We start from the raw sequence: 13686 nt of genomic DNA, 5'->3' as shown, positions 1-13686 counted from the left end.
TGAGTTTTGTGCTGAAGCGTGGGGTTACTTGGCCAGTTCGGCGGTGATCCGGTCGAGCATGCGCCTGTGGATTTCGTCTGCCTTTTCTTCCCAGCCGAAGACGCAGACAGTGGCGACACCGTCGAAGTGCATGTCGCGAAGGGTGGAGAAGAACTCGTTCCAAGGCACTTCGCCGTGCCCGATCTCGTTGTGCTGGTGGATTCTTACGTCAGACCCGGGCGGGTTGATGATGTACCGGTTGCCCTGGTTGGCGCGATGGTTGTAGCAGTCCGCGATGTGAACGTGCTGCAGCTTGTCGCCCGCCTTGCGCATCATTTCTCCGACGTTGTACGCGCCGTCTGACAGGTGGAACGAGTGTGGCGCGCAGTACACGTAATTGACCCACGGCTTGTTGATTCCGCGGATGATGTTCAGCGCGTCGTCGTTCCGCTCGGCGAAGTCGTAAGGATGAGCCTCGAGGTTGAGTGCGATGCCGCAGCGTTCGAAGTCCGGGATCAGCTCCTCCATAGAGCGGTAGAACGCGTGCTCCGATTCGCGGGGACGGTTCGGGTCACCTGATAGCTCCGAGTTCACGAGCGGGCACTCGAGGTCATTGGCGATCTCGAGCAGCCGCTTCCAGTTGCGGACCTGCGCCTGCCGCTCCTGCTCTTCAGGAGACGCCCAGTTGAACACCGGAACTAGGGTGAGTACTTGTACGCCCGTCTCCTTCATGGCCTTCTTCACGTCCGCGATCGCGGCATCATCAGCTTTGGGGTAGTGATGCCAGAAGAAAAAGTCAGCGCGGGGCGAGAGCTCTAGATACTCATACCCGAGGTCGGCGGCCTTCCGAACCTCGTCGGCGACCGACAGCTCGGGGTGATACATGTTGGGGTCGAGCGCGATCTTGACCACGCCAGGTCCTTTCAAGCGAGATGGGTGTGGTCAAGCGCCAGGAATCGATGCACGGTCGACCATGTCGACCTCGACCCGGGTACTTGTGGTGAGCGAGCGGACTCCCGCGTCGCAGACCGCGGCTGCCGCATAACCGTCCCAGGCGCGGGGACCATCGACGTAGTTGCCGGTTTCGTCGCCGCGCTTGACTGCGTTGACCCAGCGCTGCAGCTGGTCGTGGTAGGCGCGGCCGAACCGCTCCTTGAACCCGGGTGTTACCGTTCCGCCCCAGATACCGGGCGCCGACTTCCGCACCAAGTTGACGTCAAGCCCGATCTGCGCGCTGCCGCGCTCAAAAATCGCCTCGGAACGCACCTCGTACGCGATTCCCGTGGTCACGAACGCTTCAGCGTCGACCATGCGGCCGCTCTCCATCTCGAAGATCGCGAACTGGGGGTCCTGCAGCCCGTCACGAGCGTTCGAGTTGGGGCGTGGCTTGAGAATATGGACCGACTTGATTTCCTCGCCAAGGAGGAATCGCGCACAGTCCACCTCGTGGACAAGGCAGTCCTTCACGATCATCGCGCTGTCGAAGTGATCCGGGACAGCGGGATTGCGGTGTGCGAGATGCAGCATGATGGGAGCACCGAGCTCGCCGGATTCGACGAGGGCGCGCAGCTTCATGTACTCGTCATCGAATCGCCGCATGAACCCGATCTGAATCAGCTGCTTCCCCAGGGCTGCTTCGGCCTTCACGATCTCAAGCGACGACTCGACGTCCGTGGTGAGTGGCTTCTCGCACAGCACGGGCTTGCCCGCTTCGAGGCAAGCGAGAACTTGCTTCTCGTGCACTGGGCCGGGGGTGGCGATCACCACCGCGTCCACGTCCTCAGCCACGATTGCGTCGAAGGGATCCGACACAACCCGTGCCCCTGGAATCGCGTCCGCAATCGCGTTCGCGCGCTCGTCGTCGTAGTCGTTGATGACCGTCACGTCAGCACCGGCCACGAGGTTTGTCAGCTGATCCGCGTGGTTGGCGCCCATCACTCCGACGCCGAGTACTGCGACCTTAACTGTCATTGTCCTCAAGTCCTTTCAGTTCTTGTATGGCCAGCGACGGACGGGTCCGAGGCCACAGGCCGAGAAGTATCCGGCGGTACGGGCACCGATGGGCAGTGGGATGTGCGGCGCGACCGGGTAGAGATCTTGTTCGACGATCGTGAAGATGTCGGTGCCGAGTTCAGCGAGCGCATCGAGCAGCGGCGGCATATCGGGGATGCCGTGTGGCGGCTCCACCATCGCACCGAGCCGTACGGCCTCCGAGAACGGCAGGTTCTGCGCCCGCACAGTCTTGAGAACCTCAGGGTCGACCTGCTTGAGGTGCACGTAGTGCACGCGTTCGGGGAACTTTCTGATGATGTCGACGTTGTCGCCGTCGCAGTACGAGATGTGCCCGGTATCGAGGCACAGGTTCACATACTGCTGGTCGGTGTCCTGCAGGTACCGCTCGACGCGTTCTTGAGTGTCGACGTGGGTGTCGACGTGCGGGTGGAACACCAGCTCGATACCGAACTCTTCGAGAATCACCTTCGCGAGCTCATTCGACCCGGTGACGAGGTCATCCCACTGCTGGGTCTCGAGGTCTGCAGCTTCCGTGGCCGCACCTGAATGCATGTCGGTGTACTGCTCAGGAAGGTGTACCAGGTACTTAGCACCCACAGCCTGAAGCAGGCGAGCTTCCTTGCTGAACGTCTCGATGGCCTCTTTCAGTGCCTCTTTGCCGCGGTGCAGACCTGCGAACACGGTGCCGCCACTGACCTGAAGCTGGCGCTTCTCCAGTTCCTCCCGGAGCTGATTCGGATCCTGTGGGAGGAATCCCGATGGGCCGAGTTCGGTCCACGAGTAACCGGCCTGGGCGATCTCGTCGAGGTACTGCTTCCAGCCGACCTGGTGGTCATCCTCGGGAAACCAGACACCCCAGGAATCGGGTGCGGTGCCGAGCATGAGGCGGGATAGGTCGTTCATTGGCTTCATTTCCTTCGTCGCTTCTCGGCGAGGATCAATCGGACGGGCGCAAGGAAGAAGGGCGCAGGTAGTGGCGCTGCACGGACTTCCAGGCGTCATAGACTTCACGGGCTTGTTGTGTCGACTCGAGTTCCGACGTTTCTGAGACGGGCACGTCCCACCACGATTTGCTGTCCGGCGCGTTGGTGCTCAGATCGGATTCGACGTAAATCACTGTGGGACGCGGGCTTGCTTTCGCATGCTTGATTGCGTCGGTGATTTCCGGGGACGTGTTCGCCCGAATCACCTCTGCACCAAGGCTTTCTGCGTTGGCTGCCAGATCCACGGGCAAGATATCGCCGTCGAGGCGGCCACGATCAGAGCGGTATCGGTATTTGGTTCCGAAGCGCTGCGAGCCGAGCTCCTCTGAGAGCGAGCCGATCGAGGCGTAGCCGTGGTTCTGCACCAAGACGACGTTGACGGGGATGCCCTCCTGGACTGCCGTGACGAGCTCGGTTGCCATCATGAGGTACGAGCCGTCACCCACGGTGACGAATACGTCGCGGTCTGGGCAGGCCATCTGAATACCGAGACCTCCGGCGATCTCGTACCCCATGCAGGAGTATGCGTACTCGACGTGGTAACCCTTGCTGTCCCGAGTGCGCCACATCTTGTGCAAGTCTCCGGGCATTGAGCCCGCCGCGCACACGACGACGTCACGCGGGTCGGTGAGCTCGTTGACCAGACCGATGATTTCCGACTGCAGCAGTTTGCCGTTGTCGCCGGTACGACCGGGGTGATACGCGGATTCGACGGTGGCATCCCATTCGGCGGCGAGCGTCCTGACGTTCTCCTGATAATCGTCCGCGGTGCGGTAGCCCTCCATCAGGTCTGTCAGAGTGGTGAGAGTCTCGCGGGCGTCAGCGAGCACTCCGACGGCGCTGTGCTTAAACACATCGAGGGAGCACACGTTGATGTTTACGAACTTCACGTCCGGGTTCGAGAACGCGGTACGCGACGCCGTGGTGAAATCGCTGTAGCGGGTGCCGATACCGATCACAACGTCAGCTTCGGCCGCGAGCGCGTTCGCGGCGGTCGTTCCCGTGGAGCCAATGGCACCGACGGAGAGCGGATGGTCATATCGCAGTGACCCCTTGCCGGCTTGGGTTTCACCGACCGGAATACCAGTTTGTTCCGCGAACGCCTTGAGGGCTTCCGTGGCGCGGGAGTAGTGCACTCCGCCGCCGGCGACGATCAGCGGCTTCTGTGCCGAGCGAATGAGTTCGGTCGCGCGCGTGACCTGATCCGGCTGCGGCACCACCCGGCCGAGGTGCCATGTGCGCTCCTCGAACAGGGCAACGGGCCAGTCGAATGCTTCGGCCTGGACGTCCTGCGGAATCGCGACTGTAACCGCACCGGTCTCTGCCTGATCAGTGAGCACGCGCATCGCGCCCAGCAGCGCCGAGGGCAACTGCTCAGGACGCCACACACGATCAAAGAACTTCGAGACCGGACGCAGCGTGTCGTTGACGGTGATGTCGCCCGTATCGGGGCGCTCGAGTTCTTGCAGCACAGGAGCACTCACACGGGTCGCGAACGTGTCTGCGGGGAGGAGCAGAACAGGGATCCGGTTCGTGGTTGCAAGCGCCGCGCCGGTGACCAGGTTGGTCGCGCCGGGCCCGATCGACGTGGTCACCGCCCATGTCTGCAGCCGGTCCTTGGCACGTGAGAACGCGACCGCGGTGTGCACCATGGCCTGCTCGTTGCGGCCGAGTATGTAGGGCAGCGCCTCGGGGTCGTCGAGCTCTGCCTGCAGTAGTGCCTGGCCGAGACCTGCGACATTGCCGTGGCCGAAGATGCCGAAGCAGCCGGCGAAAAGCTTGTGCCGCTCACCATCACGCTCCACGTACTGGTTAGCGAGGAACTTGATAGTCGCCTGCGAAACCGTCAAGCGCACCGTGGGGTCGTTGCTGGAAGCGCGGCGGATGTTTTTCTCGTGGGTGGGAGTCTGGTTGATCGGTGCCACGACTATTCTCCGGAGTTCGGTCGAAGGGGGAGGCGGGGGTCGACGTTTTGGTCATCCCAGGTTCCGCGGATCCACGTGTGCTGGGGATCGTCGGTGATTTTCCAGGCGCGCACCTCGCCGGGGCCGGCCATTACGTTCAGGTAGTACATGTGGTGGCCAGGGGCGGCGACGGACGGGCCGTGGTAGCCGTGTGGAATCAGCACCGCATCACCGGTGCGTACTTCTTCGAGGACCTCGATTGGCCGCTCCTTGGTGCCGTACACGCGCTGGTAGCCGAAGCCCTGGCCGCTGGTGTCGACGGCACCGGTGAACGAGCCATCGCCAGGGTCAGCTGCGGAGATCTCGAAGTAGTAGATCTCCTCGAGCGACGACTCGACGTCAGTCTCTTCATCGTGTTTGTGGCTCGGGTAGCTGGACCAGTTGCCGCCCGGTGTGACTACCTCACACGCGATCAGCGAGTCCGCTTCAAACGCGTCCGCGGTGCCGAAGTTGCGGACCTCCCGGCTGCAGTTGCCCGCCCCTCTGAGTTCCACCGCAACGTCTTCGGCGGCTACGTACCGCATCGGCAGCTTGTTTTTGGCACGCGCTCCACACAGCGCGATTCGTCCGCCCGTCTCGGTGGAGAGCGTGAACTTGCTATCCCGGCCGACGTACACGAAGTCGCTGGGGCCGGTGAAGACCGACTCGCGGCCCTTCAGTGTGAAGGTGCCAGCACCATTTGCGACAGTGGCCGACCCTGCAAGCGGGATGATGATGTACTCGTCATTGCGGGTCGCCAGCGTGAGACGCTGCCCAGGTTCGAGGTTGGCGATGCGCAGGCTCGATTCGGTCCAGCCCGCCGACTCGGGAGTAACCTGCAGCGCGAAAGGCCCGCGTGCGGACGCGCCGTTAGGGAGGTAGTGGTCGCTTCGCTTCAGAGTGCCGAGCATGTGTAGTCCTTAATCTCACTGATTCAGCGGAGCAGTGACACCGCGGTAGCCACGGCACCTGCGACGTCGTTGTCCGGGGGGTAGAGGAGGGTGCGGCCAACAATCAGCCCGCGTACCGCCGGTAGTTGCAGCGCGCTCGCCCAACTCGAGAAGGTGTCTTCCGGGTCGCCATCAGGGTCACCGCCGAGGAGGAGGGTGGGGAGCGTCGTTGAGTCCATGACGCGCTCCATCTCGTGCACCACCGGCAGCTTCATCCACGTGTACGCCGATGTAGAACCGAGTCCCTGGCCAATGTGGATCGACTTGATGACAGCGTCGGGGCTGAGGTCATTGCGGACTTTGCCGTCGACCCAGCGGGAGAGAAACGGCTCGACCATCGCTATGAGCTCGCGCGCCGCGAGTTCATCAATCGCCTTTGCGCAGCTCTCCAGTGTGGGCAGCGTGCCCGCGTCGTCGAGCGCGATACGGCACAACATCTTTGCGCCATTGAGCCCCTGGCTGGCAGTGGACTGGGCGTTTGCCGCCGTCATGCGATCGTCGAACTCGAACGACGCGCCCGCGAGTCCACCTCGGTTCATGGAGGAGAACACCACTTTGTCTTCGAGCGCGCCCATGAGGAGCAGGTCCTCGAGAATGTCGTTGGTGGCGAGCACACCATCGACACCAGGGTTCGCCAGTGCGGTGCGAAGCCGGTCGAGGAGCTCCAGCCGGCTAGCCATGGCGCCGTGATCGCCGCGCACGGCCAGGGCGCCGCGAGCTGGGTGGTCGGCGGCGACGATCATCAGCTTCCCGTCATCGCGGATAGTGGGGCGCTGGGTGCGAGCCTCCCAGGCGCGGCTGATTGCTTGAGGATCGGCCGCGCGAGTCTCGGTGAGTTCCGAATAACTCGAGCACACGGGTTTTCTGCCCGGCACGTTGCGTGCGAGGAGCGTGTCAGACATGGAGGGACTCCTCGTCGGGTAGGAGGGCGGTGATTTCGCTTTCGGTGGGCATTGCGGTGGAACATTCGAGACGGGAGGCGACGATCGCTCCGGCGGCGTTCGCATGGCGAAGGATCTTTTCGAGCGGCCATCCAGCGAGCAGACCATGGCAAAGTGAGCCGCCGAAGGCATCTCCGGCGCCCAGTCCGTTCACGACATCCACGGGGATGGGCGGCACCACGACGGAGCCGTCGCGGGTTTTGCCCAGGACCCCCTTCGGGCCCTGCTTGACGATCGCGATCTCGACGCCGAAGTCGAGCAACGCATCCGCGGCCTTGTGCGGGTCAGTCTCACCGACGGCGACTTCACACTCCTCGCGGTTTCCGACCGCGACAGTAATGTGGGGAAGTGCCTTCTGCACCTGCTCAGTTGCTGCGGCTGCAGAATCCCAGAACATCGGCCTGTAGTCGAGATCTAAGACCGTGAACTTCCGTCGTGCCCTGGCCTGCCAGGCCGCGAAATGTGCACTGCGGCTAGGTTCTTCGGACAATCCTGTGACCGTAGACCAATAGAGTTTTGCGTTCTCAACCGCGGCGGTGTCGATGTCTGCAGGTGTGACCTGCAGGTCCGGCGCCGAGGGCTTGCGGTAGAAGTACAACGGAAAGTCGTCGGGCGGGAAGATCTCGCAGAACGTGACAGGCGTGGCGTACTCACTGCTGGTGATGACGTGCCTGCTCTCGACACCGAGCCGCTGAAGTTCTTGTTTGACGTAGCGGCCGAACGGATCGTCACCCGCGCCGGAAATCAGGGCGGCCCGTCGGCCGAGGCGCGCCGCCGCTACGGTGACGTTCGCAGCGCTGCCCCCGAGGAATTTTCCGAACGAGGTGACATTCTCGAGGCCGGTACCGATCTGCAGTGGATAGATATCGACCCCGCTACGACCGATAGCGAGAACGTCGTAAACCTGGCCGCCAGCCCCCGAGGTATTCGAAGCGGCGGGGCTGGATTCAGACGGGGTATGTGTGACCTGCACTGATTCGCTCCCATTGTGTCGCTGCTAGTCGCCATAGCGGCGCTCGATGCGCACCACTCGTAGTTCTGACTGTGCGCCAGGGCACAGGCAGATGTCAATACTTTGTCCTAACATTCTGACGTTGTGCCTTTTGGTGCTACCGTGGTTTGATCAGCGTTGGTGCGGCAGCCGGGGTGCTGAACTGCCCGAAGGCGTGTAGGTCCGGAGAACGGAGGCGTGCGGTGAGTGTCCCGCTAGAGATTCGCCTCGACCGATCGAGTCCGCTGCCCCTGTATTACCAGCTGGCCGCAGCCTTTGAGCAGGCGATTCATGAAGGTTCACTGAATCCGGGCGATCGAGTGGAAAACGAAGTCGCGCTCGCGGAGCGGCTCAATCTGTCGCGCCCCACAACGCGACGCGCGATGCAGGAACTAGTCGACAAAGGGCTGGTCGTGCGGAAGCGTGGCGTGGGCACCCAGGTTGTGCAAGCGCCGCTGCACCGCCAGGTGGAGCTGACGAGCCTGTATGACGACTTGATGCGCGCCGGGAAGAAGCCGGGCACCTCGATGCTGGAGTATCGCCCACACCCCGCCGACGCGGAGGTGGCGCGCGAGCTCAACCTGCAGCCCGGCGATGAGGTGGTTCTGATTCGCCGGCTGCGCACTTCGGATGGCGAGCCTATCGCTCTGATGTCCAACTACTTGCCTGCGGAGATTGTGCCGCCCGAAGAAGAGCTGGCCGCGCGGGGCCTCTATGAGGTATTGCGCGTCAGAGGTGTGCACATCAGGATCGCTCGCCAGCGCATCGGTGCCCAGGCCGCAAGCCGGGACGAGGCGGTGCTGCTCGAGGAAAAAACTGGGGCGCCGCTACTCACGATGCAGCGCACGGCGTTTGACGATGCAGGCCGTGCGGTCGAGTTCGGTAAGCATCTCTATCGAGCGAACCGGTACTCATTCGAAACGACACTCGTCGGCCGCTAGATAACCCCGTCCTGAATATTTGCCCGGTTGCCAGGCGCGCTTCGCTATGCCGTTTTCCGGGGCAGGGCGCCCCAATCTCAGGCGTATTCGTCAGAATGTTAGGACAAAGTATTGACAGGATGTTGTGAGCTGAGTTACACCTAGATATATCGATGGCGAACACCACAGTTCGGCCCGGTTCATATTCACGAAGGGACATCCCCAAATGACCTCTCACCCACAGTGGGAAAGCCGCAGGGCCTCGGCCGCTCGACCACCGCGTACCTACCGCCGGTGGCTCGGAGCGGTCGCCGGTCTCACGCTCATTGCGGTTACCGCAGCATGTTCTTCTACCGGTGGGCGTCCGGAGGCTACGGGGGGCGGCATCGGCGCAGGGCAGGCCGACACTGACCCGATCACCATCGCGATGATCACCCATGCTCCTCCAGGCGACACATTCTGGGACATGATCCGCGCGGGCGCCGAGACGGCGGCAGCGAAGAACAATGCAACCCTTCGCTACTCGTCGGACCCCCAGGCTCCGAACCAGGCGAACTTCGTGCAGGGGGCCCTTGACGCCGGTGTCGATGGCATCGCGCTGACTCTGGCGTTCCCGGACGCGCTGTCTGGCGCTGTGCAGCAGGCTGCGAACGCCGGAGTGCCGGTCGTTGCCTTCAACGCCGGCCTCGATGACTGGGAGCGGCTCGGCGTCGAGCAGTACTTCGGTCAGGACGAAAACGTGGCAGGTGCTGCAGTCGGCGAGCGGCTGAACGAAGAAGGCTCACAAAATGCCATCTGCGTCATTCAGGAGCAGGGAAACGTCGCACTCGAGTCACGCTGCGCAGGTGTCGCTTCGACGTTCAATGGGAACTCCGAAGTCCTCAACGTTGAGGGTCGCAACATGCCGGGTGTGCGCGCCGCAATCGACGCGAAGCTCCGTCAGGATCCGAACATCGATACGGTGATCACCCTAGGGGCACCGTTCGCGCTGACAGCCGTAGACGCGATCACTGACTCGAATAGCGAAGCACGCGTAGTCACGTTCGACACCAACGCGGCTCTGATGGATGCGATCGAGGCCGGCGATGTCGAATGGGCAATCGACCAGCAGCCCTTCCTGCAAGGGTATCTCGCGGTCGACTCGCTCTGGCTCAACATCTACAACGACACCGTCATCGGTGGTGGCCAGTCAGTACTCACCGGGCCGACATTCATCGACGAGTCGAATATTGAATCCATCGCGGACCTCGCGAGGTCGGGACTCCGCTGACCGGACCAAGCGCCCGGGCGTGAGCCCACCCCGCGCCCGGGCGCTTCTCCACTGACTTAAGGGAATGATATGTCTGTCCAGACCCCAGCTGCGGCGCCGCCTCAGCGACCTCAAGATGAACGTGTCGCCAAACGCAAGTTGCTCCATACCGTGATCCTCAGGCCGGAGCTGGGCTCCGTCCTCGGCGCGATCCTGATCTTCGGCTTCTTCGTCGCGATGGCGCCACCGTTCCGCAACGTCGACTCCTTCGCGACGGTGTTGTACGCGAGCTCGACGATCGGCATCATGGCAATCGCTGTCGCGCTACTGATGATAGGTGGGGAATTCGACCTCTCCGCTGGTGTCAACGTCACTGCCGGTGCCCTTGCGGCGTCGATGATCGCCTACAACCTGCACCTGAATTTGTGGCTCGGCGCCTTCCTCGCTTTGTTTGTCTGCCTCGCCATCGGCTTCATCAACGGCTGGCTCGTCACAAAAACAAAGATTCACAGCTTCCTGATCACACTAGGTATGTTCCTGATGTTGCAGGGAGCGAATATCGCGGTGACGAAGTTCGTGACGAACTCGGTCTCAACTCCACGCGTGTCAGATATGGAAGGCTGGGCCTCCGCGCGCGCGGTCTTCGCCTCGAGCATTAACGTCGGCGGCGTCAGCATCCGGATCACCGTCCTGTGGTGGCTTGTGTTCGCAGCGGTCGCTTCTTTCGTGCTGTTCAAGACGAAATTCGGCAACTGGATATTCGCGGTCGGCGGCAACGCCGAGAGTGCCCGCGCTGTCGGTGTTCCAGTCAACCGCGTGAAGATCATTCTCTTCATGACGGTCGGCTTCGCCGCATGGTTCTCCGGCATGCACATCCTGTTCGCGTTCGACACCGTCCAGTCTGGTCAGGGTGTCACCAACGAGCTGATCTACATCGCCGCAGCTGTTATCGGTGGCTGCTTGCTCACCGGTGGCTACGGCACGGCAATCGGCGCCTGCATCGGTGCCTTCATCTTCGGCATGACCAACCAGGGCATCGTCCTCGCAGGCTGGGAGCCTGACTGGTTCAAGTTCTTCCTTGGCGCGATGCTGTTGCTCGCGGTCATCGGAAACAACGCGATACGCAAGTACGCGGCGAGTAAGTAAGGCTGACAAATGAGCACTGAAACAGAATCTGCCCCCGAAGCCAGACACAGCGGGAAAGTGCCGCTGATCGAGTTCAAGCACGTCGGTAAGCGGTACGGCAATATCGTTGCGCTACAAGACATCAACTTGCGCGTATTCGCGGGCGAGGTAACCGGTGTGTTGGGTGACAACGGAGCCGGTAAGTCGACTCTGATCAAGATTATGGCTGGCCTGCACCAGCAGACCGAAGGCGAAGTCCTCGTCGATGGCGAGCCAGTGCACTTCAGCTCTCCGATGGACGCACTGGAAAAAGGCATCGCCACCGTTTATCAAGACCTCGCAGTCGTCGCCCTCATGCCGGTGTGGCGCAACTTCTACCTCGGTCAAGAACTCTACAAAAACAAGTTCACCCGCTCCCTTGACGTCAAAACAATGCGCGGGGTTGCGCGTGAAGAGTTGTACAAGATGGGCATTGACCTGCCCGACGTCGATGCCCCAATCGGCAGCCTCTCTGGTGGCCAGCGCCAGTGCGTGGCGATCGCTCGCGCGGTGTACTTCGGCGCGCGCGCCCTGATCCTCGACGAGCCCACGGCAGCGCTTGGTGTCAAGCAGTCCGGCATGGTGCTGCGGTACATCACGGCGGCGAAGGAGCACGGCTTCGGTGTCATCTTCATCACGCACAACCCCCACCACGCCCACATGGTGGGCGACCACTTTGTGTTGCTCAATCGGGGCCGTCAGACGCTGGACTGCACCTACGACGAGCTTTCACTTGACGACCTCACACGGCAGATGGCGGGCGGCGATGAACTCGATGCACTGAGCCACGAGCTGCGCGGCAAGTAGTCTGCGTCCCGCTGGAAAACGTGAAGGGCGCCTGCGTTACGCAGGCGCCCTTTCGTCTCCCCCAATGACCTGCCCTACCCCCCGGTTTGCGGGCGCGGTCACTTTGCGTGAGTGAGCATAACGTAAATCACGCAGGCCACGAAGGGGTGGTTGATCGTACAAACTTTGTGCTGAGCAGCAGATTGGGGGATTGGGTGCGGTTAGGGGCGAATCCCCCTGTGTTGCAACGGGTGGTGGTTTGCGGGCTGTCATCTCGATACGGTCGGGCTGTGTCGCAAATCACTCGCTAGGGAGGTTAACGTGTACTGCATTCAGGTGTGGCCATGGTCGGTCTTCTGCGGGATCATCGCCGGAATCGTCGAGATCATCACTTAACTCGCACACAAATCGTGGGCCCCTCCCATTCGAAGGGAAAGGCCCACGATTCGGTCCGCTACCGCATCACGGCTGCACGCACGGAGCGTCGTACTCTACCTCGGTGGTTGCTGTAACCCCATCTGCGATCGCCCGGGTTCCGAGTTCAACTTCAGCGTCAGGAACTGAGATCGTCGCACTCATCTCGTCAAACGCGGGCGGTTCCCCGAATGTGCGATTCGGCAGCGCACCCTCGTAATCCACTTCGAGACCATCGATCGCGGCACGCAGCGCCGAACGTGACAGTTCACCGTCATCGGCGGCCGCTTCGAGAAGTGACTTCAGCGGATACGACCACACCCAACCGAAAATGTAGCCCTGGTTGTCGGGAAGTCTGCCATCGAGAGACTCACGGATCGCGGAGAGTGCAGCACTGTCGCCGTCCCACCCTTGCCACGGGCCGACATGGTTGTACCGGGCCGTCAGCGCACCGATCGCCGCGGTCTCGAGCAGCCGCGGATTCCAGGTGGGCACGGAACCGAGGAATCGGCCGTCGTAACCGCGTGACACGGCTTTCGCGACGATCTCCGCTGCTTCACCGGGAGCGGTCGCAATGAGTACCACGTCCGGCTGCTGACTCAGAATCTGTTCGACCGCAGCGTCCTGGTTCTGCACCATAGCGTTGGGAGCCGTGTCGATTTGCGCGAGAACTTCGACATCGTTCGCTTCCGCCCAGCGAGTTGCTCCGACCGCGGAGTCGGAACCATAGTCCCCGGGGTACCCCACGGTGAGCAGCGTTTCGGGTGTGCCGTACTCCTCGCTGAACCAGTCGAGGCCGATGACTGATTCGGTGCAATAGGAGTATCCGGATTCCAGGATCAAACCACGGTCGGCGTCGTCAAAGTGCAGCCCTGACCACCATGAACCGGGCACGGCGACGAGATTTGAGCTGTCCATGCTCGCCAATACAGATTCCGTTTGCGGAGTACCGAGGCTCATGGCGAGTGCGAGGACGTGTGGTTCGATGTCCTGATACTCGGTGGCGTGCTGGTCCACGCTGTACGCGGTGTTGCGCGTGTACCGGGAGATGTCCACGTCGTACCCAGCGATGCCGCCATCCTCGTTGACCGAGCGCCAGAATGCGAGCTGGCCCTGCTGGATCTGGGCACCGAGTTCTGCGAACGGCCCTCCCTCGAGGTCGGAAAGCACACCGAGGTAGATGCATCCGTTGTCGGCATTGACCGCGTCGGGGCACGGTTCTTCGGTAACGCCCACCCCAGCGGTGACATCCTCCTCGTCATCCACTGCGGTGCAGGCCGTGGCGGCTGCGAGGGCGAGAATTGCTGGCGCGGCTACAAGCGCGGTTCCCCAGCGCCTGGATCGTGATCTCAA

12 protein-coding genes are annotated in these 13686 nt (G+C 62.2%); 4 read left to right on the top strand and 8 right to left on the bottom strand.

Going from position 1 to position 13686, the window contains the following annotated elements; all coding sequences use genetic code 11:
* Window positions 1-24: 24 nt before the first annotated feature.
* Genes AS9A_RS18995 through iolC form a run of 7 tightly spaced genes read right to left on the bottom strand, consistent with a single transcriptional unit; the run spans window position 25 to window position 7782 of the window.
* Window positions 25-891 (bottom strand): sugar phosphate isomerase/epimerase family protein, encoded by an 867-nt coding sequence (locus tag AS9A_RS18995; RefSeq protein ID WP_013808757.1) that lies wholly within the window; start codon window positions 889-891, stop codon window positions 25-27.
* Window positions 892-921: 30 nt separating this feature from the next.
* Window positions 922-1950 (bottom strand): Gfo/Idh/MocA family oxidoreductase, encoded by a 1029-nt coding sequence (locus AS9A_RS18990; RefSeq protein ID WP_013808756.1) that lies wholly within the window; start codon window positions 1948-1950, stop codon window positions 922-924.
* Between the two features lie 15 nt (window positions 1951-1965).
* Entirely contained in the window at window positions 1966-2895 is a 930-nt protein-coding gene (locus AS9A_RS18985) for a TIM barrel protein (protein ID WP_013808755.1), read from the bottom strand.
* 34 nt (window positions 2896-2929) lie between these two features.
* Window positions 2930-4900, bottom strand: a complete 1971-nt coding sequence (gene iolD, locus AS9A_RS18980; protein WP_013808754.1) for a 3D-(3,5/4)-trihydroxycyclohexane-1,2-dione acylhydrolase (decyclizing) — start codon at window positions 4898-4900, stop codon at window positions 2930-2932.
* A gap of 2 nt (window positions 4901-4902) precedes the next feature.
* Window positions 4903-5829 (bottom strand): 5-deoxy-glucuronate isomerase, encoded by a 927-nt coding sequence (gene iolB / locus AS9A_RS18975; RefSeq protein ID WP_013808753.1) that lies wholly within the window; start codon window positions 5827-5829, stop codon window positions 4903-4905.
* Between the two features lie 23 nt (window positions 5830-5852).
* The gene (locus AS9A_RS18970; protein ID WP_013808752.1) at window positions 5853-6770 is read right to left on the bottom strand and encodes a Cgl0159 family (beta/alpha)8-fold protein; all 918 of its coding nucleotides are present in this window, start codon (window positions 6768-6770) and stop codon (window positions 5853-5855) included.
* Complete coding sequence (gene iolC / locus AS9A_RS18965) at window positions 6763-7782, bottom strand: 5-dehydro-2-deoxygluconokinase (protein WP_013808751.1); 1020 nt, start codon at window positions 7780-7782, stop codon at window positions 6763-6765. Before iolC ends, AS9A_RS18970 begins: the two co-directional genes overlap by 8 nt.
* 221 nt (window positions 7783-8003) lie before the next feature.
* Here iolC and AS9A_RS18960 point away from each other — a divergent pair, with 221 nt between their 5' ends.
* The 4 genes from AS9A_RS18960 (at window position 8004) to AS9A_RS18945 (ending at window position 11940) form a co-directional block, all read left to right on the top strand.
* A complete protein-coding gene (locus AS9A_RS18960; RefSeq protein ID WP_013808750.1) occupies window positions 8004-8741 on the top strand; it encodes a GntR family transcriptional regulator in 738 nt (245 codons plus the stop codon).
* Window positions 8742-8946: 205 nt separating this feature from the next.
* Entirely contained in the window at window positions 8947-9990 is a 1044-nt protein-coding gene (locus AS9A_RS18955; RefSeq protein WP_013808749.1) for a substrate-binding domain-containing protein, read from the top strand.
* A 69-nt stretch (window positions 9991-10059) separates the two neighbouring features.
* Window positions 10060-11115, top strand: a complete 1056-nt coding sequence (locus AS9A_RS18950) for an ABC transporter permease (protein WP_013808748.1) — start codon at window positions 10060-10062, stop codon at window positions 11113-11115.
* A gap of 9 nt (window positions 11116-11124) precedes the next feature.
* Window positions 11125-11940 (top strand): ATP-binding cassette domain-containing protein, encoded by an 816-nt coding sequence (locus AS9A_RS18945; protein WP_013808747.1) that lies wholly within the window; start codon window positions 11125-11127, stop codon window positions 11938-11940.
* A 441-nt stretch (window positions 11941-12381) separates the two neighbouring features.
* On the opposite strand, the gene AS9A_RS18940 is transcribed toward AS9A_RS18945, so the two are convergent.
* A complete protein-coding gene (locus tag AS9A_RS18940) occupies window positions 12382-13686 on the bottom strand; it encodes an ABC transporter substrate-binding protein (protein WP_049793791.1) in 1305 nt (434 codons plus the stop codon).

The organism is Hoyosella subflava DQS3-9A1 (assembly GCF_000214175.1).
Lineage (GTDB): Bacteria > Actinomycetota > Actinomycetes > Mycobacteriales > Mycobacteriaceae > Hoyosella > Hoyosella subflava.
The sequence above is the reverse complement of the archived record's forward strand: the minus strand, read 5'-3'. Positions and strand labels throughout refer to the sequence as shown.

Coding starts and splice junctions, on each gene's coding strand:
- AS9A_RS18990 (WP_013808756.1), bottom strand. CDS start 1,950: ATGACAGTTAAGGTCGCAGTACTCGGCGTCGGAGTGATGGGCGCCAAC.
- AS9A_RS18985 (WP_013808755.1), bottom strand. CDS start 2,895: ATGAACGACCTATCCCGCCTCATGCTCGGCACCGCACCCGATTCCTGG.
- iolB (WP_013808753.1), bottom strand. CDS start 5,829: ATGCTCGGCACTCTGAAGCGAAGCGACCACTACCTCCCTAACGGCGCG.
- AS9A_RS18970 (WP_013808752.1), bottom strand. CDS start 6,770: ATGTCTGACACGCTCCTCGCACGCAACGTGCCGGGCAGAAAACCCGTG.
- AS9A_RS18955 (WP_013808749.1), top strand. CDS start 8,947: ATGACCTCTCACCCACAGTGGGAAAGCCGCAGGGCCTCGGCCGCTCGA.
- AS9A_RS18950 (WP_013808748.1), top strand. CDS start 10,060: ATGTCTGTCCAGACCCCAGCTGCGGCGCCGCCTCAGCGACCTCAAGAT.
- AS9A_RS18945 (WP_013808747.1), top strand. CDS start 11,125: ATGAGCACTGAAACAGAATCTGCCCCCGAAGCCAGACACAGCGGGAAA.